This is a genomic window from Mycobacterium sp., assembly GCF_044223235.1.
In the GTDB taxonomy this organism is placed as follows: Bacteria; Actinomycetota; Actinomycetes; order Mycobacteriales; family Mycobacteriaceae; genus Mycobacterium.
Genome location: NZ_JBGAME010000010.1, coordinates 21480 through 41741, shown reverse-complemented (window position 1 = coordinate 41741; position 20262 = coordinate 21480). Strand labels below are relative to the sequence as shown.

Genomic DNA, 20262 nt, shown 5'->3' with positions numbered 1-20262 from the left:
GGAGCCCGGTAGGTCGGGGCCGTCGTAGAACTGCGCTGGTCACGCCGATAAGATGACGGGATGGCGACGCATGCGCGGGCGGCGGCGCACCGCGAGTCACGGTCGCCGCTGGTGATCAACATCTCTCGGCTCGGTCGACGGCCCGGCTCGATGATGACCTTCCGGCAGAGTGTGCCGAGCCCGTCGCGTATCGGTCTCGACCTCATCTCGATCGACCGGGGCGCCCCCCTTGACCTCGACCTGCAGCTGCAGTCGGTGTCCGAGGGCGTGCTGGTCACCGGGACCGTATCCGCCCCGACGTCGGGGGAATGCGCCCGCTGCCTGTCACCCACCAGCGGTTCGGTGACCATCGATCTCACCGAGCTGTTCGCCTATCCCGACAGCGCGACCGAGGCGACGTCGGAAGCCGACGAGGTCGGCCATGTCGTCGACGACACCATCGACATCGAGCAGTCCGTCGTCGACGCCGTCGGACTGGCCCTGCCGATGTCGCCGTTGTGCCGACCCGACTGCCCCGGCCTGTGCCCGCAGTGCGGCATCCCGCTGGCCGAGGCCGAGCCGGACCATCACCATGACCAGATCGACCCGCGGTGGGCGAAACTGGCGGCGATCTTGCCCGAGCCGACCGAAGAGCCGGAGGCGGAGCCGACCGGATCTGACGAGGAGCCGACGTGACCCCGGATCATTCGGTGTTGCTCGACGCACTCGGGGTCGGTCTGTCCGAGGGTTTGCTCATCGTTGCCCTGACCCATCGCAGTTACTCCTATGAGAACGGCGGGCTGCCCACCAACGAACGGCTGGAGTTCCTCGGCGACGCGGTACTCGGGCTGACGATCACCGAGGAGCTCTACCGCAGGCACGCCGATCGTTCGGAGGGGGACCTGGCCAAGCTGCGGGCGAGCATCGTCAACACGCAGGCGCTGGCCGATGTCGGGCGGCGGCTCGGTGACAAGGGCCTGGGGGCCCATCTGCTGCTGGGCAAGGGCGAGGAGAACTCCGGGGGCGCCGACAAGTCGAGCATCCTCGCCGACGGCGTCGAATCTTTGCTCGGCGCAATCTATCTGGAGCACGGCCTGGTGACCGCTCGCGAGGTCATCCTGCGCCTCTTCGGGAATCTGCTCGATACCGCGCCGACGCTGGGTGCCGGGCTCGACTGGAAGAGCAGCCTGCAGGAACTGATGGCCGCGCGGGGATTGGGCGTTCCGGCCTACACCGTCACCTCGACCGGTCCCGACCACGACAAGGAGTTCACCGCGGTGGTGGTCATCTCGGGTGACGAGCAGGGCAAGGGCGTCGGGCGCACCAAGAAGGAGGCCGAGCTGAAGGCCGCCGCGGCCGCGTGGAACGCCATCGAGAACGGCCAGGCAGAGCGTGAGGGAACCTCCGAAGTAGATGCCTGAACTGCCCGAAGTCGAGGTGGTGCGGCGCGGTCTGCAGGCCCATGTCGCCGGGCGGACGATCACCGCCGTCCGGGTCCATCATCCGCGAGCGGTGCGCAGACACGAGGCCGGACCGGCGGATCTGACCGGGCGCCTGCTGGAGGCCCGGGTGAGCGGCACCGGTCGGCGCGGCAAGTATCTGTGGCTCATCCTCGATGGGGGCGAGCAAGCGCTGGTGGTGCACCTCGGGATGAGCGGCCAGATGCTGCTGGGTCCGCTGGCCACCGACATCCACCTCCGCATCGCGGCCCTTCTCGACGACGGCACCGCGCTGAGCTTCGTCGATCAGCGAACGTTCGGTGGCTGGATGATCGCCGATATGGTGACGGTCGACGGCACCGCCGTGCCGGCGCCGGTCGCCCATCTCGCGCGCGACCCTCTCGACCCGCGATTCGACCGGGACGGCGTCATTACGGTGTTGCGGCGCAAGCACTCTGAGATCAAGCGCCAGCTCCTGGACCAGACCGTGGTATCCGGGATCGGCAACATCTATGCCGATGAGGCCCTGTGGCGCAGCAGGATCAACGGGACGCGGCCGGCATCCTCGCTGACCCGGCGCCGGCTGGGCGAACTGCTCGACGCCGCCGCGGAGGTGATGACCGAGGCGCTCGGGCAGGGCGGCACCTCCTTCGACTCCCTGTACGTCAACGTGAACGGGGAATCCGGGTACTTCGAGCGATCGCTGGATGCCTACGGCCGCGAGGGCGAGCCGTGCAGGCGATGCGGCGCGATCATGAGACGGGAGAAGTTCATGAATCGGTCGTCGTTCTATTGCCCGAGATGCCAGGCCCGCCCGCGCATCCGCCGCTCCTGAGGCCCGCCCCTACCTGATTTCTTCTTTCTTCCGGCGAGAGTGCGTGTCTGTACGGTGACGCGCCGGTAGTGGCGTACCAATGCGCACGCTCGGCGGGTGATGATTCGTCTTGTGGCCGTGGTCGCTTGCGTGGTTCCGTAATTGTCGGACCTTCGAACTAGTGTTCGAGTATGAGATCGGGTCGGGATGCTGCCAACGCCGCGGTGGCGCAGCTGCGCGCCGGGCTGGAAACCCTGGCGGTCCTGGATCCTGAAACGCTGACCGACGCGCAGGTGCTGGGCACACTGGAGGATCTCGAGGTGCTGCGCCGGCGGCTGCCCGCGGTGGAACACCCGCTGCTGGCCCGGCTGCGGGGCCATGCCTCTCCGATCGCTTTGGGCGCCAAGAACGTGACCCAGGTGCTGGCCGAGCGGCTGCGGATATCGTCGCGCGAGGCGGGTCGGCGGTTGGGGGACGCGGAGGATCTGGGGCCTCGGCGCGCGATCACCGGGCAGCCGTTGGAGCCGGTGTTGACCCGCACCGCCGCCGCGCAGGCCGCCGGCCGGCTCAACGCGGAGCATGTGGCGATCATCCGTAAGTTCTTCACCGATCTGCCCGCTGCGGTCGATCACGACACCCGCACCGCCGCAGAGGCCAACCTGGCTTGCGTGGCGGCTGGGCAGCGTCCCGAAGGACTCCGCAAGGCCGCCGACCTGCTTTCGGCGCTGCTCGACCCCGACGGCGCCCTGCCTGACGACACCGACCGGGCACGGCGTCGCTTCCTGACCCTGCACCGTCAAGACGCCGACGGCATGAGCAAACTGACCGCGCTGCTCGATCCCCAGGCGCGGGCAACTCTGGAAGCGGTTCTGGCCACACTGGCCGCCCCCGGCATGGCGAACCCCGACGACCCCACCCCTGCCGTGGACAGTCACCCCTCACCCGAGCAGACCCACCGTGACACTCGCACCGCGGGCCAACGCAACCACGACGCCCTGACCGCGATGGGTCGCGCCCTGCTCGCCTCGGGCGCGCTGGGTCAGCTCAACGGGCTGCCCGCCACCATCATCGTCGCCACCACCCTCAAGGAGCTGGAATCAGCGGCCAGCGGGGCGCTGCGCCCGGCCGGCGTGACCGGCTACGCCCTCACCGGCGCAGGCACCCTGCTACCCATGCGCGATGTGCTGCGGCTGGCCAGCCACTCGTATCACTACCTGGTCGTATTCGACGCTCACCGCCAGATCCCGCTCTACCTCGGCCGAAGCAAACGACTGGCGTCGGCCGGACAGCGCATCGTGCTGCACGCGCGAGATCGTGGCTGTACCAACCCGGGCTGTACCACCGGTGGCTACTACTGCCAAGTCCACCACGTCAACGGCTGGGCCGCCCAGGGGCAAACCAACATCGACGAACTCAGCCTGGCCTGCGGCCCCGACAACCGCCTCATCGAAACCACCGAATGGCACACCCGAACCCGCCCCGACGGCCACATCGAATGGATTCCCCCACCCCACCTCGACACCGGCCAACATCGCGTCAACCACCTACACCACCCCGAACGCCTCCTCAACCCCGACACCCAGGACGAGAAGGACGGCGGGTGACCATATACCGCGCACGACGATCACCCGCGGCCGCGGGCACCACGCTGCACCACGATCACCCGCGGCCGCGGCCGCGGGCCGCCGCGAGGCGGTGTTCCAGTCGTTAGCCTGGGCAGTTGATCATCGGCAAAGCCATATCGGCGGAAGGTAGGAAGTAGGCCATGACGGATCTGTGGGTCGAACGCACGGGGGTGCGCCGCTATACCGGGCGCAGCTCGCGAGGCGCCGAGGTGTTCGTCGGCTCCGAGGACGTCGACGGCGTGTTCACGCCGGGCGAGCTGATGAAGATCGCGCTGGGGGCATGCAGCGGAATGGCCAGCGACGCCCCGTTGCGTCGGCGTCTCGGTGACGACTATCGGACAACCATCAAAGTGTCCGGACCCGCGGACCGGGACCAGGAACGCTATCCGCTGTTGGAGGAGAAGCTGGAGATCGACCTGTCCGGGCTCACCGACGATGAGGTCGCCCGGCTGCTCACCGTTGTCGAGCGAGCCGTCGACCAGGTGTGCACGGTCGGTCGTACGCTGAAATCAGGCACGAAGGTGACGTTCGAGGTGATTGACATTGGGCAGCGATGAGCCGCTTGCGCGAAGAGCATCAGGCAGCGATGAGCCGCTTGCGCGAAGAGCATCGGGTAGTGACGTCCGGCTGACGGCCTGGGTGCACGGCTACGTCCAGGGCGTCGGATTCCGGTGGTGGACGCGTTCGCGGGCCCTGGAGCTCGGGCTGACCGGGTTTGCCTCCAATCGGCCCGACGGCCGCGTCCAGGTCGTCGCGCAGGGTCCCCGACACGCCTGCGAGCAACTACTTGACCTGCTACGAGGCGGGCGGACACCCGGCTCGGTGGACAAGGTGATCGTCGACTGGTCAGAACCCGGCGAACCGTTCAAAGGTTTCGACGGGCGATAGCCGTCTCTGCCGGAGAGGCTCCGCGATGACGTCGCCACCCGCCGGTAGTGTGGCACGTCGTGCACCTCAAGAGTCTGACGCTGAAGGGCTTCAAGTCCTTCGCCTCGCCGACGACTCTGCGTTTCGAACCCGGCATCACCTGCGTCGTCGGCCCCAACGGGTCGGGCAAGTCGAACGTGGTTGACGCGCTGACGTGGGTGATGGGCGAACAGGGCGCCAAGACGCTTCGCGGCGGCAAGATGGAGGACGTCATCTTCGCGGGCACGTCGTCGCGTGCCCCGCTGGGCCGTGCCGAAGTGACCCTGACAATCGACAACTCCGACAATGCGCTACCGATCGAATACTCCGAGGTGTCCATCACCCGCCGGATGTTCCGCGACGGTGCAGGCGAGTATGAGATCAACGGGAGCAGCTGCCGGCTGATGGATGTGCAGGAGCTGCTCAGCGACTCGGGCATCGGCCGCGAAATGCACGTCATCGTCGGTCAGGGCAAGCTCGCGGAGATCCTGGAATCGCGGCCCGAGGAGCGGCGCGCCTTCATCGAAGAGGCTGCCGGTGTGCTCAAGCACCGCAAGCGCAAGGAGAAGGCGGTCCGCAAGCTCGACGCGATGTCGGCCAACCTTGCGAGGCTGACCGACCTCACCACAGAATTGCGCCGTCAGCTCAAACCGCTCGGCCGTCAGGCGGAGGTCGCGCGGCGCGCGCAGACCATCCAGGCCGACCTGCGCGACGCCCGGTTGCGCCTCGCCGCCGACGACCTGGTGACCAGGCAGGCAGAGTTCGACAACACCAATCAGGCCGAGTTCGCGCTGCGGCGCGAACACGACGACGTCGCCGCGCGGATGACGCAGGCCAATGACGCCCTCGCGGGCCACGAATCGGCGGTCTCCAGCCTCAGCGAGCGGGCCGACCTGGCACAACAGACCTGGTTCCGGTTGTCGGCGCTGGCCGAACGCGTCGGCGCGACCGTGCGTATCGCCAGTGAGCGGGCCCACCTGCTCGACGCCGAGCCGGAGACGTCGACTGGTCCCGACCCCGACGCGCTCGATGCTCAGGCCGACGAGGTCGCGGCCCGCGAAGCGGAACTGCTCGCCGAGCTGGCCGAGTGCCAGGCCCGGCTCGAGGCCGCCAGGGACGAACTCGCCGAACGGGAACGGGCGGCGGCGGAGGCCGAGCGCGCGCATCTTGCCGCGGTGCGGGCCGAGGCGGATCGCCGCGAGGGCCTGGCCCGGCTGTCCGGACAGGTCGACACCATTCGCACCCGCGTGGAGTCGATCGACGAGACCGTCGCGCGCCTCACTGCCGGTATCGAGGAGGCCGCGGCCAAGGCTCAGTACGCCCAGGCGGAGTTTGAGACCGTTCAGGGCCGCGTCGGGGAACTCGACGCCGGGGAGATCGGACTCGACGAGCACCACGACCGGACGGTGACCGCGCTGCGTCTCGTCGACGAACGTGTCGCCGAACTGCAGGCGGCCGAACGTGGCGCCGAACGCCAGATCGCCTCCCTTCGCGCCAGGATCGATGCCCTCTCGGTGAGCCTTGACCGCAAGGACGGCGCCGCGTGGTTGCAGAAGAACCACAGCGGCACAGGGCTTTTCGGCTCGGTTGCCGAGCTGCTCAAGGTCCGGCCCGGCTATGAGGCGGCGGTGGCCGCGGTGCTCGGTGCCGCCGCGGACGCCGTGGCCGCCGAGGATCTCGGGGCGGCGCACTCGGCGGTGGCGGCGTTGAAGCAGTCCGACGGCGGTCGTGCGGCGATCGTGCTCGGGGACTGGCCGGCCGAGCAGCACACGCCCGCGGATCCCTTGCCCGACGGTGCGGTGTGGGCGATCGATGTGGTCGACACGCCCCCGCGTCTGCGCGGAGCGATCACGGCCATGCTTTCCGGCGTCGCGGTGGTCGGCGGCCTGTCGGTCGCGCTCGAGCTGGTCGCGGGCCGTCCCCGGTTGCGCGCCGTGACCGCCGATGGTGACCTCGTCGGCGCGGGGTGGGTCTCCGGCGGCTCTGACCGAAAGCCCAGCACGCTGGAGATCACCTCAGAGATCGACAGGGCCCGCGCCGAGCTGGAGGCCACCGAGCGGCACCTGCACGAGTTGACGGCTGCGCTGTCGGGCGCCCTTGCGGAGCAATCCGCACGGCAGGACTCCGCCGAGCACGCGCTGGCCGCGCTCAACGAATCCGATGCGACGATTTCCGCCATCTACGAGCAACTCGGGCGACTCGGGCAGGGTGCGAGAGCCGCGGACAACGACTTCCGGCGATTGATGAAGCAGCGCGGCGAGCTGGAGTCCGGGCGTGTCCGCACCGTCGAGGAGCTGGCCGAACTCGAGCAGCGGCTGCACAACGCCCAGCAGGTGCCGGTCTCCGAGTCGCAGCCCGTCGACCGGCAGACGTCCATCGCGGCGGCCGAAGCCGCACGTGCGGTGGAGGTCGACGCCAGGCTCGCCGTGCGGACAGCGGAAGAACGCGCCAATGCCGTTCGCGGGCAGGCGGATTCGCTGCGCAGGGCGGCTGCCGCCGAACGCGAGGCCCGACTGCGCGCCGTCCGCGCCAGGGAGGCCCGCGAATATGCCGCCGCGGTGGCGGCCGCGGTGTCGGAGTCGGGCCGCCTGGTGGCGGAGCGTCTGAATTCGGTGGTGGCGCGGGCGTCCCGTGACCGCGACGCGCTGTCGTCGGAGCGTCAGCGGCGCGCGACCGCGCTGGCAGAGGCGCGCAAGGACGTTGCCGAGCTGGGCGCCAGGCTCAACACCCTCACCGACGCGCTGCACCGCGATGAGGTCGCCAAAGCGCAGGCGGCGCTGCGTATCGAACAACTCGAGCAGCAGGTGCTCGACCAGTTCGGGATGGCGGTGGCCGATCTGATCGCCGAGTACGGCCCACAGGTCGGTTTGCCCCCCTCTGAGCTGGAGATGGCCGAGTTCGAACAGGCCCGCGAACGCGGTGAGCAGGTAACCGCGCCCGCCCCGATGCCGTTCGACCGCCCCACCCAGGAACGCAGGGCCAAGCGTGCCGAGCGGCAGCTGGCCGAGCTCGGCCGGGTGAATCCGCTGGCTCTGGAGGAGTTCGCCGCTCTGGAGGAACGCTACAACTTCCTGTCCACGCAGCTGGAGGACGTCAAGGCGGCCCGCAAGGATCTGCTGGACGTCGTGGCCGAGGTGGACGCCAGGATCCTTCAGGTGTTCGCCGAGGCCTACGCCGACGTGGAGCGTGAGTTCCGTGATGTATTCGGCGCGTTGTTCCCCGGCGGGGAGGGCCGGCTGCTGCTCACCGACCCCGACAACATGCTGACCACCGGCATCGACGTCGAGGCCCGTCCGCCCGGCAAGAAGATCAAGCGGCTGTCGCTGCTGTCCGGCGGGGAGAAGTCCTTGACTGCCGTCGCCATGCTGGTTGCGATCTTCCGCGCCCGGCCATCGCCGTTCTACGTGATGGACGAGGTGGAGGCGGCGCTCGACGACGTCAACCTGCGCCGCCTGATCGGACTGTTCGAACGGCTCCGGGAGCGTTCGCAGCTCATCGTCATCACCCATCAGAAGCCGACGATGGAGGTGGCCGACGCGCTGTACGGCGTGACGATGCGCGACGACGGCATCACCACGGTGATCTCACAGCGCATGCGCGGCCAGGAGCTGGTTCCCGGCGCACCGGTGGCCGATGCGGACGATCGCTCCGCGGTGGTCACCGCGGGCGTCGTCAGCTGAGCTCGGTCACGCCGCGCCTGCGCAAAGCGCCGAGGTCGGCCGCGCCGCATCCGTGCAGGCAGATGCGCAATTCGTCGATGAATCGCTCGAGCCAGTCCACCACGGCCGAGGATGATTCGATCGCCGGGGCCAGCAGCGGGCGGGCGATCGCCACCATGTCGGCGCCCATCGCGATGACCTTGGCCGCATCCATCCCGGTCCGGATGCCGCCCGAGGCGACGATCGCCATATCGGGCAGCATGTGCCGCACCTCGAGCAGCGCCTGCGCGGTCGGGATGCCCCATTCGGCCAGTGACGGGTAGCGGATCTCCCCGTAACGGACGAACTGTTCGACCCGTGCCCACGACGTGCCGCCGGCGCCCGCGACGTCGACGGCGGCGATCGGGCAGTCGAGCAGCTCGGCGGCGGCGGTCGCACCGATGCCGTGACCGACCTCCTTCAGCAGCACCGGGTAGCCGATCGACCCCGCCATTTCGCGCAGTCGCGCGATCGAGCCGGAGAAGTCGGTGTCACCCTCGTGCTGCATGGCCTCCTGCAGCGGGTTGGTATGCACCCCGATCGCGTCGGCGCCGACCCGGTCCAGCGCGGAGACGAGGTCGGGGATCATCTGACGGTCGAGCTGGGCCAGCCCGATGTTGCCGATCAAGAGGGTGTCCGGCGCGACGTCGCGAACCTGGAAGCTCGCGGCGGCGAGATCGTCGCTCAGCATGATGCGCTGTGAGCCCAGCGCCATGCCCAGGCCCAGCTGTTCGGCCGCCGACGCCAGGTTGCGGTTGATGGTCCTGGACAGGTCCGCGCCGCCGGTCATCGCACCGATCAGCACGGGCGCCCGCAACCGCTTCCCGAGGAATTCGGTGCCCAGATCGATGCAGCCCAGGTTGGTCTGGGTGAGGGCGTTGTACGGCAGCCGGTAGCGATCCAGACCGGTGGTCTGCGTCTGATAGTCCACGGGCTGATTCAGGCAGACGTCGATGTGGCGGCGCTTGCGCATCTGCAGGCCGGCCCCATCGTCACCGGGCTCGATCGTCACCGGACGACCCTCCTGCGACAATGGCACGGTGTCGGAAGGTCTGTGGATCGCAATCGCGGTTATCGCCGTTCTGCTCGTAGCCGTACTGATCGTCGGCCTGGTGCGATACCGGCGCCGTCGGATCAGTTTTTCAGCACCAGAGACTGCCACACCCGTGGACCGCTCCGGTGGCTATACGGCTTCATCGGGCATCACGTTCAGTCAATCGGCCCCGACGGCGGTGGAGGATGCGCCCCCGCCGACCCGGGAGCGGCCTCCCGCGGGGGAGCGCATCGACACCGGCGGACTTCCCGCGGTGGGCGACGATGCGACGATCCCGCGCGACGCGCCGAAGCGGTCGATCGCCGATGTCCAGCTGCCCGAACCCACGGCGGCGCCGACACAGCCGACGGCGGAGCCGACAAAGCCGACGGTGGCGCCGACCAACGGCGCTGCCGCCCCGCCCGCCCCCGCCGAACCGGTAGCACCTCCCGAGGCGCCCGAGACGATCGCGCCACCCGGGCCGGCGGCTCCACCCGCACCCGCCGCACCCGCCGCACCCGCCGCACCCGCCGCTCCGCCTGCACCCACCGCTCCGCCCGCCCCGGCTGCGCCCGACCTCTCCTCGATTGCGCCGACGGAAGGCAGGCTCGGGAGGCTTCGGGGCCGGCTCGCCAAGTCGCAAAACACCATGGGCCGCAGCATGCTCGGCCTGCTCGGCGGAGGCGACCTCGACGAGGAGGCGTGGGAGGAGGTCGAGGACACGCTGCTCATCGCCGACCTCGGACCCGTCGTCACCGAATCCATCGTCACGGCGCTGCGCTCCCGAATGGCCAGCGCCAATGTGCGCACCGAGGCCGACGCGCGCGCCGTGCTTCGGCAGGTGCTGATCTCCGAACTGCAACCCGATCTGGACCGTTCGATCAAGGCGCTGCCACATGCCGACAAGCCGTCGGTGCTGCTGGTTGTCGGTGTGAACGGCACCGGCAAGACGACGACGGTCGGCAAGCTGGCGCGTGTGCTCGTCGCCGACGGACGCCGCGTCGTTCTCGGGGCCGCCGACACCTTCCGGGCTGCGGCGGCCGACCAGCTGCAGACCTGGGCGTCCCGGGTCGGCGCGCAGGTGGTCCGCGGCAACGAGGGCGCCGATCCCGCCTCGGTGGCTTTCGACGCCGTCGAAGAAGGCATCGAGACGGGCGCCGACGTGGTGGTCATCGACACTGCCGGGCGTCTGCACACCAAGACCGGTCTGATGGACGAACTCGGCAAGGTCAAGCGGGTGGTCAGCCGCAGAGCGGTCGTCGACGAGGTGTTGTTGGTGCTCGATGCGACGATCGGCCAGAACGGTCTGGCGCAGGCGCGAGTGTTTGCTGACGTCGTCGACATCACAGGGGTTGCGCTCACCAAACTGGACGGTACTGCCAAGGGCGGCATCGTCTTCCGCGTGCAGCAGGAGCTGGGTGTACCGGTCAAACTCGTGGGGCTTGGGGAGGGTCCGGACGACCTGGCGCCGTTCGAAGCGGCGGCCTTCGTCGATGCGCTACTCGGGTAGAAGGCAAATTCGGGGCCACCCAGTCTGTCACGAAATGACCGAGTTCGCGATCCTTGCAAGGTGAAACACGAGCGTAACCGCTCACAGACGTCCGTTCACGTGGCAGAAACACAACAGAATCACTGCTGAAACCACCGCCGTCGAATCTCTTCCTGATGCCGATCCTGTCGGCGCACTTCCCAAGGAGGTTCACACAAAGTGGTCTTAGCCTTACCTGACGATGCCTTCCTGCCGTTCGGGCCCGACGGTCTGAGCGCGGGCGACACGGCGTGGGTACTCACCTCGTCCGCGCTGGTTCTGTTCATGACGCCGGGCCTTGCGTTCTTCTACGGCGGCCTGTCGCGGCAGAAGTCCGTGCTCAACATGATGATGATGTCGTTCGGCTCGATCGGGATCGTGAGCATCATCTACGTGTTGTGGGGCTATTCGATGTCGTTCGCCTCGGCGCACACCGGGCAGCCCGATATCCTCGGCCTCTTCGACAACCCGTTTTCGCTGTTCGGCGTGAGCCAGTTGACCGAGGTCCGGGAGCTCGACGGGGTGGACACGTTCGTATCTGGCGGCTTCGGAACGGTTCCGGCGATCGTCTGGGTGGCCTTCCAGCTCACCTTCGCCGTGATCACGGTCGCGCTGATCAGTGGTGCGGTCGCGGAGCGGATGAAGTTCGGTACCTGGCTGCTGTTCGGCGGCATCTGGGTCACTTTGGTGTACTTCCCGCTGGCACATATGGTCTGGGGCGGCGGACTGCTGTCGGGCGCCCAGACCAGCGTCGCGTCATGGCTGTTCGGTTATGACGAAGAGGCGGGCGCGGCCAACGTCGCTCCCATCGACTTCGCGGGCGGCACGGTGGTTCACATCAACGCCGGCATGGCTGCGTTCGTGCTCGCCATTCTGCTCGGCAAGCGCCTCGGCTTCGGCAAGACAGCCTATCGTCCGCACAACATCCCGTTCGTCATGCTCGGCGCGGCGATCCTGTGGTTCGGCTGGTTCGGCTTCAACGTCGGTTCCGAAGGCGCGGCGGACATGCTGGCTGGTTCGGTCTGGGTCAACACCACCGCTGCGACAGCCGCGGCGATGATGGCGTGGCTGGCCGTGGAGCGCATCCGCGACGGCCACGCGACGAGCGTTGGAGCGGCTTCGGGCATCGTCGCCGGCCTGGTCGCGATCACACCAGCCTGTGGTGCCCTGTCGGCCATCGGGTCGCTGATCCTGGGCGCCGTGGCGGGCATCCTCTCCGCACTTGCCATCGGACTGAAGTACAAGTTCGGCTACGACGATTCGCTCGATGTTGTTGGCGTACACCTGGTTTCCGGGCTGTGGGGCACGGTCGGCATCGGCTTCCTCGCCACCGAGACCGGTCTTTTCTATGGCGGCGGGATCAAGCAACTCGTCGTGCAGTGCGTAATCGCATTGATCGCGGTTGGATTCACCGCAATCATGACTGTGATCATCGCGTACATGGTCAAGCCGCTGGGCTGGCGGGTCGCCGAAGAGGACGAAGAAGTCGGCATTGACGAGAAGGAACATGCGGAAACGGCTTACGAACTTGTCTGATCGGGAACAATTGACTTGGAAGGGATCGACTATATGAAGCTGATCACTGCGATCGTCAAGCCGTTCACGCTCGAAGACGTCAAGACCGGCCTCGAGCAGACGGGCATCCTCGGTATGACCGTCAGCGAGGTGCAGGGCTACGGACGGCAGAAGGGCCACACCGAGGTCTACCGCGGCGCCGAGTACTCCGTCGACTTCGTGCCCAAGGTCCGTGTCGAGGTTGTCGTCGATGATTCGGCGGTCGACAAAGTCGTGGATGTCATTGTGCAGGCGGCCAGGACGGGGAAGATCGGCGACGGCAAGGTGTGGGTGAGCCCTGTCGAAACCGTGGTCCGGGTACGCACGGGTGAACGGGGGGCTGACGCCCTCTGACCCATCGGTGATCTGAGCCGCCGTCTCCCGGACGTGCAGCGTGTGAACGTTGATGAGGTACGGCCGGGGGAGGACTGGCGATGACAGAACAGAATTACGAGCCCGCCGCCGGTGTCTCCCGTTGGGAGGCTCCGGGGGCGGGCTCGCCGCGTCCCGCCACCGACCTTGTCGCGGCCGCCGAACAACTGCTCAGCGGTCGCGCGCGTCAGCTCGATTCGGCCTCACTGCGCGACGCACTGCTCGATCTGCACGAATTCTGGCTCACCGCAAAGGCGGCCGAGATCGGGATCACGGCGACGAGCGGCTTCGCCATTGTCGCCACCGGCGGCCTCGGACGTCGTGAGCTGCTGCCGTACTCCGACCTCGACCTGATGCTGTTGCACGACAACATGCCCGACGACATCGTCGGCCGTGTCGCCGAGATGCTGTGGTATCCGCTGTGGGACGCCAACATTCGGCTCGACCACAGCGTGCGTACGGTACCCGAGGCGATCCGGGTCGCCGGTGCCGACATCTCGGCGGGGCTGGCGATGCTCGAAGCGAGGCACATCGCAGGCGACGAGGATCTCTCGTCGCTGCTCGTCGGCGGCGCCCGCAGGCAGTGGCGCACCGGGATCGCTTCGCGTTTCGACGAACTCGTCGAGCACGCCCGTGCGCGCTGGCAGCGCAGTGGCGAGATCGCGCATCGCGCCGAACCGGACCTCAAGTGCGGAAGGGGCGGGCTGCGCGACGTCCAGCTGCTCAATGCGCTTGCCATCGCACAATTGGCCGACGTCTATCCGAGCCAGGCGCTCGCATCGCCGACGGGAACGCTGGCAGGTGCGCACCTCGCGTTGCTCAACGTGCGCACCGAACTGCACCGGGTGTCGCGCCGCGGGCGACAACTATTGCTCGCGCAGCACGCCGACGAGATCGGCGCGGCGCTGCGCATCGGCGACCGATTCGATCTGGCCCGCACGCTCAGCGACGCGGCCCGCACCGTCACCTTCTACGTCGACGCCGGACTTCGCACCGCGGCCAACGCGTTACCCCGTCGGGGCATCGCGGCCCTGCGTCGCCCGGTGCGCAGGCCGCTCGACGAGGGCGTCATCGAGTACGGCGGTGAAGTGATCCTGGCGCGCGATGCGCGGCCCGAGCGTGACCCCGGTCTGATCCTGCGGGTCGCAGCGGCATCGGCGACGACCGGACTGCCCATGGCGGTGTCGACCCTGAGCCGATTGGTCGAGACCGCGCCCGAACTGCGCACCCCGTGGCCGCGCCCCGCGCTCAAGGACCTGCTCGTGATGCTCGCCGCGGGCCCGCCCGCAGTGGACACCATCGAGGCGCTCGATCGAACCGGGTTGTGGGGCAGGCTCTTTCCGGAATGGGGTGCCGTGCGTGACCTGCCGCCCCGCGACGTCGTGCACATCTGGACGGTGGATCGCCACCTGGTGGAGACCGTCTCGCGAATCAGCGCGTTCACCACCCGGGTATCCCGGCCCGACCTGCTGCTGCTCGGTGCACTGTGCCACGACATCGGCAAGGGACGCGGCGGCGACCACAGTGTCATCGGCGCCGAACTGGCCACCCAGATCGGCACCCGGCTGGGCCTGTGGCCCGCCGACGTCGAGGTGCTGTCCAAGATCGTGCGTTACCACCTGCTGCTTCCAGAGACCGCGACCCGGCGAGATCTGCAGGACCCCAGAACCATCGAAGCCGTCGTCGATGCGCTCGGCGGCGACCCGGTGTTGCTGGAGGTCTTGCATGCACTCGCCGAGGCCGATTCGCGGGCGACCGGACCCGGCGTATGGGGTGACTGGAAGGCCTCGCTCATCGGCGATCTGGTGCGGCGCTGTCGGATGGTGATGGCGGGCGAGTCGCTGCCGCGTCCTGATCCGATTGAACCGCAACATCTTTCACTCGCCCAACAGGGTGGTGTGCACGTCGGCCTGACGGCCGGTGACAGCCCGCACATCTTCAACGTGACGATGATCGCCCCCGACCGCCGCGGTCTGTTGTCCAAGGCCGCCGGAGTGCTGGCCCTGAACTCGCTGCGCGTGCATTCGGCGTCGGTGAACAGCCACGAGGGCACGGCCATCAACACGTTCGTGGTATCGCCCCGTTTCGGGTCGCCAGCGGCGGCGGAACTCTTGCGTCAGCAGTTCATTCTCGCGCTGGATGGCGAGCTCGACGTGATCGACGCGCTGGAACGCCGGGAACGCGACGCGGCGCAGCATGGCGTCGGCCGGGCCGGAGACATCCCCGCGTCCGTTCCGATCAGCCAGGTGCCCGCGCCGCCGCGGGTGCTGTGGTACGACGCCTCCTCCCCGGGCGAGATGCTGGTGCAGATCCGCACCGTCGACCGGGCAGGGTTGCTCGCGCGGCTCACCGATGTCTTCGAACGCGACGGCGTCGACATCGCCTGGGCGAAGGTCAGCACGCTCGGTTCGTCGGTCGTCGACGTGTTCTGCATCGTGGCGCCCTCGCAGGTGCCAGGGGATCCGCCCGACTATGCCGGAGTGCGTGAGGAGATCGAGCGGGCCCTGTACCAGGTGCTGCCCGCGCCGGCGCGGGAGAAGCGGACCGAACAGGTCGGCTGACGTCCGTGACCTGGGCGGTCCGCGAGGTGAACCTGACGCACCGCGGTTAGATAAGCTGGCCACCGTGTTTGAATCCCTGTCTGACCGGCTGACCGGCGCCCTGCAGGGCCTGCGCGGCAAGGGGCGGCTGACCGACGCCGACATCGACGCGACCGCGCGCGAGATCCGGCTGGCGCTGCTGGAGGCCGACGTCGCGTTGCCCGTGGTGCGAGCGTTCGTCAATCGCATCAAGGAACGTGCCAGAGGTGCGGAGGTTTCGGGCGCGCTCAACCCCGCGCAGCAGGTCGTCAAGATCGTCAACGAGGAACTCGTCGGCATCCTCGGCGGCCAGACCCGGCCGCTGACGTTCGCCAAGTCGCCGCCCACCGTGATCATGCTGGCCGGCCTGCAGGGCTCCGGTAAGACCACGCTCGCCGGAAAACTCGCGAAATGGCTTAAGGGACAAGGGCATACACCACTGCTGGTGGCTTGCGACCTGCAGCGCCCCGGCGCGGTCAACCAGCTGCAGATCGTCGGCGAACGCGCGGGCGTGCAGGTCTTCGCGCCGCATCCGGGCGTGTCACCCGGCGGCGCCGAACTGGAGGCGATGAAGGCGGGCGACCCCGTCGCCGTCGCGGCGGGCGGCCTGGCCGAGGCGCGCGCCAAGCATTTCGACGTGGTCGTCGTCGACACCGCGGGCCGGCTCGGCATCGACGAGGAGCTGATGGCGCAGGCCGCAGCCATCCGCGATGCCGTGCAACCCGACGAGACCCTGTTCGTCCTCGACGCGATGATCGGGCAGGACGCGGTCGCCACCGCCCAGGCCTTCCGCGAGGGCGTCGGCTTCACCGGAGTCGTGCTGACCAAACTGGACGGCGACGCGCGCGGCGGTGCGGCGTTGTCGGTGCGCGAGATCACCGGGGTGCCCATCCTCTTCGCGTCGGCGGGCGAGAAACTCGACGACTTCGACGTCTTCCATCCAGACCGGATGGCCAGCCGCATCCTGGGCATGGGCGACGTGCTGACCCTCATCGAGCAGGCCGAGCAGGTCTTCGACGCCCAGCAGGCCGAGGCCGCCGCTGCCAAGATCGGCAGCGGGGAGCTCACACTCGAGGACTTCCTCGAGCAGATGCTGGCGATCCGCAAGATGGGTCCGATCGGAAACCTGCTCGGCATGCTGCCCGGGGCGGGCCAGATGAAGGATGCGCTGGCCGCCGTCGACGACAAGCAGCTTGACCGGGTGCAGGCCATCATCCGCGGCATGACTCCCGCCGAGCGGGCCGAGCCGAGGATCATCAACGCGTCGCGCCGGCTGCGTATCGCCAACGGTTCCGGCGTGACGGTCGCCGAGGTCAATCAGCTCGTCGACCGGTTCTTCGAGGCGCGCAAGATGATGTCGTCGATGGCCGGGGGTCTCGGCTTCGGCCGCAAGAGCGCGACCCGCAAGGCCGCCAAGGGCAAGGGCAAGAAAGGTAGTAAGAAGGGCGCGAAGGGTCCGACGCCGCCGAGGGTGCGCAACCCGCTGGGCGCCGGGATGCAGGGTCTGCCTCAAGGGGATGACCCGCTTGCGGGAAGACCTAAAGGTTGGCCTGACCTGTCGAATATGCCCAAGGGGCTCGACGAACTGCCGCCCGGGCTGGCCGACATCGACCTCTCGAAGCTGAAATTCCCCGGTCAGAAGTAGTCGCCCGCATGCCTCTGCAGGTGCGCGGCCGCGGCCTGCCCGACGGTGAGCCGGTCCAGTGGTGGATCGTCGACGGCCTGTTGTCGGCCGAACCGGTGGCGGGCGCCGACACGGCCTTCGGGGCAGATGGGTATGGCGGCTGGATCGTGCCCGGCCTGGTCGACGCGCACTGCCACGTCGGCCTGGGTGCGCACGGAGAGATCCCGCTGGACGAAGCGGTAGCCCAGGCGGAGACCGATCGCGACGTCGGTGCGCTGCTGCTGCGTGACGCCGGATCGCCCACCGACACCCGCAGCCTCGACGACCGCGCGGACCTGCCGCGCATCATCAGGGCGGGGCGCCACCTCGCCCGCCCGATGCGCTACGTCCGGGGATTCGCGAACGAGATCGACGAGTCGCAACTGCCGCAGGCGGTGGCCGAACAGGCGCGGTGGGGCGACGGCTGGGTGAAGCTGGTGGGCGACTGGATCGACCGCGACCTGGGTGATCTTGCCCCGCTGTGGTCCGACGACGTGCTCGTCGCCGCGATCGACGCCGCGCACGCCAACGGTGCCCGGGTCACCGCCCATGTGTTCGGCGAAGACGCGCTGCCCGGGCTCATCGCTGCGGGCATCGACTGCATCGAGCACGGCAGCGGCCTCACGGACGCCACCATCGACATGATGGTGGCGCACGGGACCGCGCTGGTTCCCACACTGATCAACGTCGAGAACTTTCCCGGCATCGCCGACGCCGCGGCTCGATTTCCGGCATATGCCGCGCATATGCGGGCGCTCTACGCGAGCTGCTACCCGCGGATCGCCGCGGCGCGGGAGGCCGGGGTCAGGGTCTACGCGGGCTCCGATGCGGGCAGCACCGTCGCTCACGGCCGCATCGCCGACGAGATCGACGCGCTGAAGAACATCGGCATGACGGCGACGGAGGCGTTCGGCGCGGCGAGCTGGGCCGCGCGCGAATGGCTGGGCCGACCGGGACTGCAGCACGGTGCCCCCGCCGATCTGCTCTGCTACGCCGAGGATCCGCGCAGCGGCGCGGCCGTTGCCGGGCATCCCGACCTGGTGATCCTGCGCGGGCGCGTGTACGCCTGAGCGCTACTGGCTGAAACCCCAGTCGAGCAGCCCCATCGCCTGGCCGTACATGTCGCCGGTGCCGTACATCTGCACCACCACCAGGCGGCGGCCGTTGCGCTGGGCTGCGCCGACGAAAGTCTTCCTGGCGATGTTGGTGAAGCCGGTCTTGCCCCCGAGCGCGCCGGGATACCGGGTCAACAGCTCGTTCTGGTTGGTGATCTGTCGCATGCCCGAATCGCCGGGGAACAGCGCCGACGGCTGCCGGATGATGTGCGCGAACGCCGGATAGCGCATGGCCGCGCGGAAGATCATCGCCAGATCGTGGGCGGTCGTGGCAGACAGCATGCCGGGCCCGTCCAGCCCGGACGGGGAGGCGGCGCGGGTGCTGTGGGCGCCGACGGCGCGCGCCTTGGCGTTCATCTTGGCTACGGCGACCGGGCGGCCGCCGAGCATGTCGGCCAGCGTGTTCGCGGCGTCGTTGCCCGAGACCAGCAGCAGTCCGTCGAGCAACTGCCGCGCGGTATAGATCCGGCCCGGTTCGACCCCGACGCACGAGCATTCGACGTTGGCGGACGACGGGGACGCCCTGATCGCTGCGTTGAGGTTGATCTGGTCGAGGACAACCATCGCCAGCAGCACCTTGATGGTGCTGGCAGGCGCGGACAGGGCGTAGGGATCGCGGGAGGCCAGGATGCGGCCGCTGTCCATGTCGGCGACCAGCCACGCCCGCGCCGGACCCTCCGGAATCGCCCGCGCCGGTTCCATGCCGGGCTGGGCCACCGCGGGCGCCGTCACCGATGCCGCCAGCGCAAGCAGTGTGGCCAGCACCACGCACAGCTTTCGGGAAACGACGGCCACGGGCGCCGAGCGTATCGGTGCCGCCGCGCGGTGGTGTCTCGATCAGGACGTCAGGCGGTCTCGAAATCGTTGCGAATGAGCAACTTTGAGTGCCAGGTCACAACACCGTCACAGCACCCCGACGCTCGCACCGCGATTCTGGGCGAACCCCCAGTCCAGCAGCGACGCCGCCTGATCCCAGTACGTCGGGCCGCCCTCCCGGACGAGCCCGTGCATCATTGCGATCACCAACCGGCGGCCGTCGCGTTGCGCGGCGCCGACGAACGTCTTGCGCGCGATGTCGGTGAACCCCGTCTTGCCGCCGATCGCCCCGGGGTAGCGGTACAGCAACTCGTCCTGATTGACCAGAACCCGGTCACCGGTTTTGGTGGGGAACACCGTCGACGGCATTGCGGTGATCTGAGCGAACACAGGGTTGGCCATCGCCGCGCGGAAGATGACCGCCAGATCGTGCGGCGTCGACCAGAAAGGCATACCCGGTCCGTCGATACCCGACGGTGTCACGACGTTGGTGCCGTAGGCGCCGAGCAGCGCGGCCTTGGCGTTCATCTTCATCACCGCCGCGTCGGCGCCGCCGACCATGCGGGCCAGGGTGTTCGCGGCGTCGTTGCCCGACACCAGCAACAACGCCTCCAGCAGTTGGCGCGCGGTGTAGGTGTGTCCGGGCGCAACCCCGGCGCAGTTGCACTCGACCCTGGTGTCGGCCTCGCCGGCGACGATCGTGGCTTCCAGCGGCACCTCATCGAGAACGACCTGCGCCAGCAGGGTCTTGATCGTGCTGGCCGGGGCGTAGCGGGTGTCCTCGTTGCGGCCAGCCAACACCTGTCCGGTGTCCAGGTCCGCGACGATCCAGGCCTCCGCTGGTCCCGCCGGGATCGGTGCCGACCCCACCGGCTGGATGTCGGCCTGCATGTCCACATCGGCCCCGGCCGTCGGCGCATTGACGCTGAACAGGGCCGCGATGACGACCGCGACGGCGGTGACGAACCTACCCATGGCGGGACAGCCTAACCCGGAAATCGGGGTGGCCGCTCTGCGGTGTTGAATCGGCCCATGATGAGCCTCGCCGCAATCGCCGACCGGTTCGAGATCGGAGCGAATTTTTGTCCGTGACGGCTGCTCTGGCACAATGATCGGCTGTCTGTCACGCGACCCGCCTGCG

General features: G+C 68.6%; 16 protein-coding genes. 13 read left to right on the top strand and 3 right to left on the bottom strand.

From position 1 onward, the window contains the following. Window positions 1-60 precede the first annotated feature (60 nt). The 7 genes from ADBZ6K_RS14580 to smc all read left to right on the top strand — a co-directional run bounded on the left by ADBZ6K_RS14580 (window position 61) and on the right by smc (window position 8443). Window positions 61-675, top strand: coding sequence for a YceD family protein (locus ADBZ6K_RS14580; protein WP_526347824.1), 615 nt, complete (start codon window positions 61-63; stop codon window positions 673-675). After that, a complete protein-coding gene (rnc, locus tag ADBZ6K_RS14575) occupies window positions 672-1400 on the top strand; it encodes a ribonuclease III (protein WP_526347822.1) in 729 nt (242 codons plus the stop codon). Before ADBZ6K_RS14580 ends, rnc begins: the two co-directional genes overlap by 4 nt. Then, window positions 1393-2253, top strand: coding sequence for a bifunctional DNA-formamidopyrimidine glycosylase/DNA-(apurinic or apyrimidinic site) lyase (mutM, locus tag ADBZ6K_RS14570; RefSeq protein ID WP_526347820.1), 861 nt, complete (start codon window positions 1393-1395; stop codon window positions 2251-2253). The genes rnc and mutM overlap by 8 nt, the downstream gene beginning before the upstream one ends. A gap of 170 nt (window positions 2254-2423) precedes the next feature. Further along, complete coding sequence (locus tag ADBZ6K_RS14565) at window positions 2424-3836, top strand: HNH endonuclease signature motif containing protein (RefSeq protein ID WP_526347818.1); 1413 nt, start codon at window positions 2424-2426, stop codon at window positions 3834-3836. A 161-nt stretch (window positions 3837-3997) separates the two neighbouring features. Beyond that, entirely contained in the window at window positions 3998-4414 is a 417-nt protein-coding gene (locus ADBZ6K_RS14560; protein WP_526347816.1) for an OsmC family protein, read from the top strand. Between the two features lie 70 nt (window positions 4415-4484). Next, window positions 4485-4745, top strand: coding sequence for an acylphosphatase (locus ADBZ6K_RS14555; RefSeq protein WP_526347985.1), 261 nt, complete (start codon window positions 4485-4487; stop codon window positions 4743-4745). 59 nt (window positions 4746-4804) lie between these two features. Then, window positions 4805-8443 (top strand): chromosome segregation protein SMC, encoded by a 3639-nt coding sequence (gene smc / locus ADBZ6K_RS14550; protein ID WP_526347814.1) that lies wholly within the window; start codon window positions 4805-4807, stop codon window positions 8441-8443. Here the strand turns inward: smc and fni are convergent. After that, window positions 8436-9434, bottom strand: a complete 999-nt coding sequence (fni, locus tag ADBZ6K_RS14545; protein WP_526347983.1) for a type 2 isopentenyl-diphosphate Delta-isomerase — start codon at window positions 9432-9434, stop codon at window positions 8436-8438. The two genes, smc and fni, sit on opposite strands and share 8 nt — an antisense overlap. 67 nt (window positions 9435-9501) lie before the next feature. Here fni and ftsY point away from each other — a divergent pair, with 67 nt between their 5' ends. The 6 genes from ftsY to ADBZ6K_RS14515 all read left to right on the top strand — a co-directional run bounded on the left by ftsY (window position 9502) and on the right by ADBZ6K_RS14515 (window position 18260). Further along, complete coding sequence (ftsY, locus tag ADBZ6K_RS14540; protein ID WP_526347812.1) at window positions 9502-11004, top strand: signal recognition particle-docking protein FtsY; 1503 nt, start codon at window positions 9502-9504, stop codon at window positions 11002-11004. 198 nt (window positions 11005-11202) lie between these two features. Next, complete coding sequence (locus tag ADBZ6K_RS14535; protein ID WP_526347810.1) at window positions 11203-12558, top strand: ammonium transporter; 1356 nt, start codon at window positions 11203-11205, stop codon at window positions 12556-12558. A 33-nt stretch (window positions 12559-12591) separates the two neighbouring features. Next, window positions 12592-12930 carry a P-II family nitrogen regulator gene (locus ADBZ6K_RS14530; RefSeq protein WP_003893792.1) on the top strand — a complete coding sequence of 113 codons (339 nt, stop codon included), beginning with the start codon at window positions 12592-12594 and terminating at the stop codon, window positions 12928-12930. An 80-nt stretch (window positions 12931-13010) separates the two neighbouring features. Then, complete coding sequence (locus ADBZ6K_RS14525) at window positions 13011-15509, top strand: [protein-PII] uridylyltransferase (protein ID WP_526347808.1); 2499 nt, start codon at window positions 13011-13013, stop codon at window positions 15507-15509. A gap of 64 nt (window positions 15510-15573) precedes the next feature. After that, complete coding sequence (gene ffh, locus ADBZ6K_RS14520; RefSeq protein WP_526347806.1) at window positions 15574-17172, top strand: signal recognition particle protein; 1599 nt, start codon at window positions 15574-15576, stop codon at window positions 17170-17172. An 8-nt stretch (window positions 17173-17180) separates the two neighbouring features. Further along, on the top strand, window positions 17181-18260 hold the full coding sequence (locus tag ADBZ6K_RS14515; protein ID WP_526347804.1) for an amidohydrolase family protein: 1080 nt from the start codon (window positions 17181-17183) through the stop codon (window positions 18258-18260). A 3-nt stretch (window positions 18261-18263) separates the two neighbouring features. Here ADBZ6K_RS14515 and ADBZ6K_RS14510 read toward each other — a convergent pair whose 3' ends face one another. After that, the gene (locus ADBZ6K_RS14510; protein WP_526347802.1) at window positions 18264-19100 is read right to left on the bottom strand and encodes a D-alanyl-D-alanine carboxypeptidase family protein; all 837 of its coding nucleotides are present in this window, start codon (window positions 19098-19100) and stop codon (window positions 18264-18266) included. Between the two features lie 108 nt (window positions 19101-19208). Beyond that, entirely contained in the window at window positions 19209-20096 is an 888-nt protein-coding gene (locus ADBZ6K_RS14505; RefSeq protein ID WP_526347800.1) for a D-alanyl-D-alanine carboxypeptidase family protein, read from the bottom strand. Between the last annotated feature and the right edge of the window lie 166 nt (window positions 20097-20262).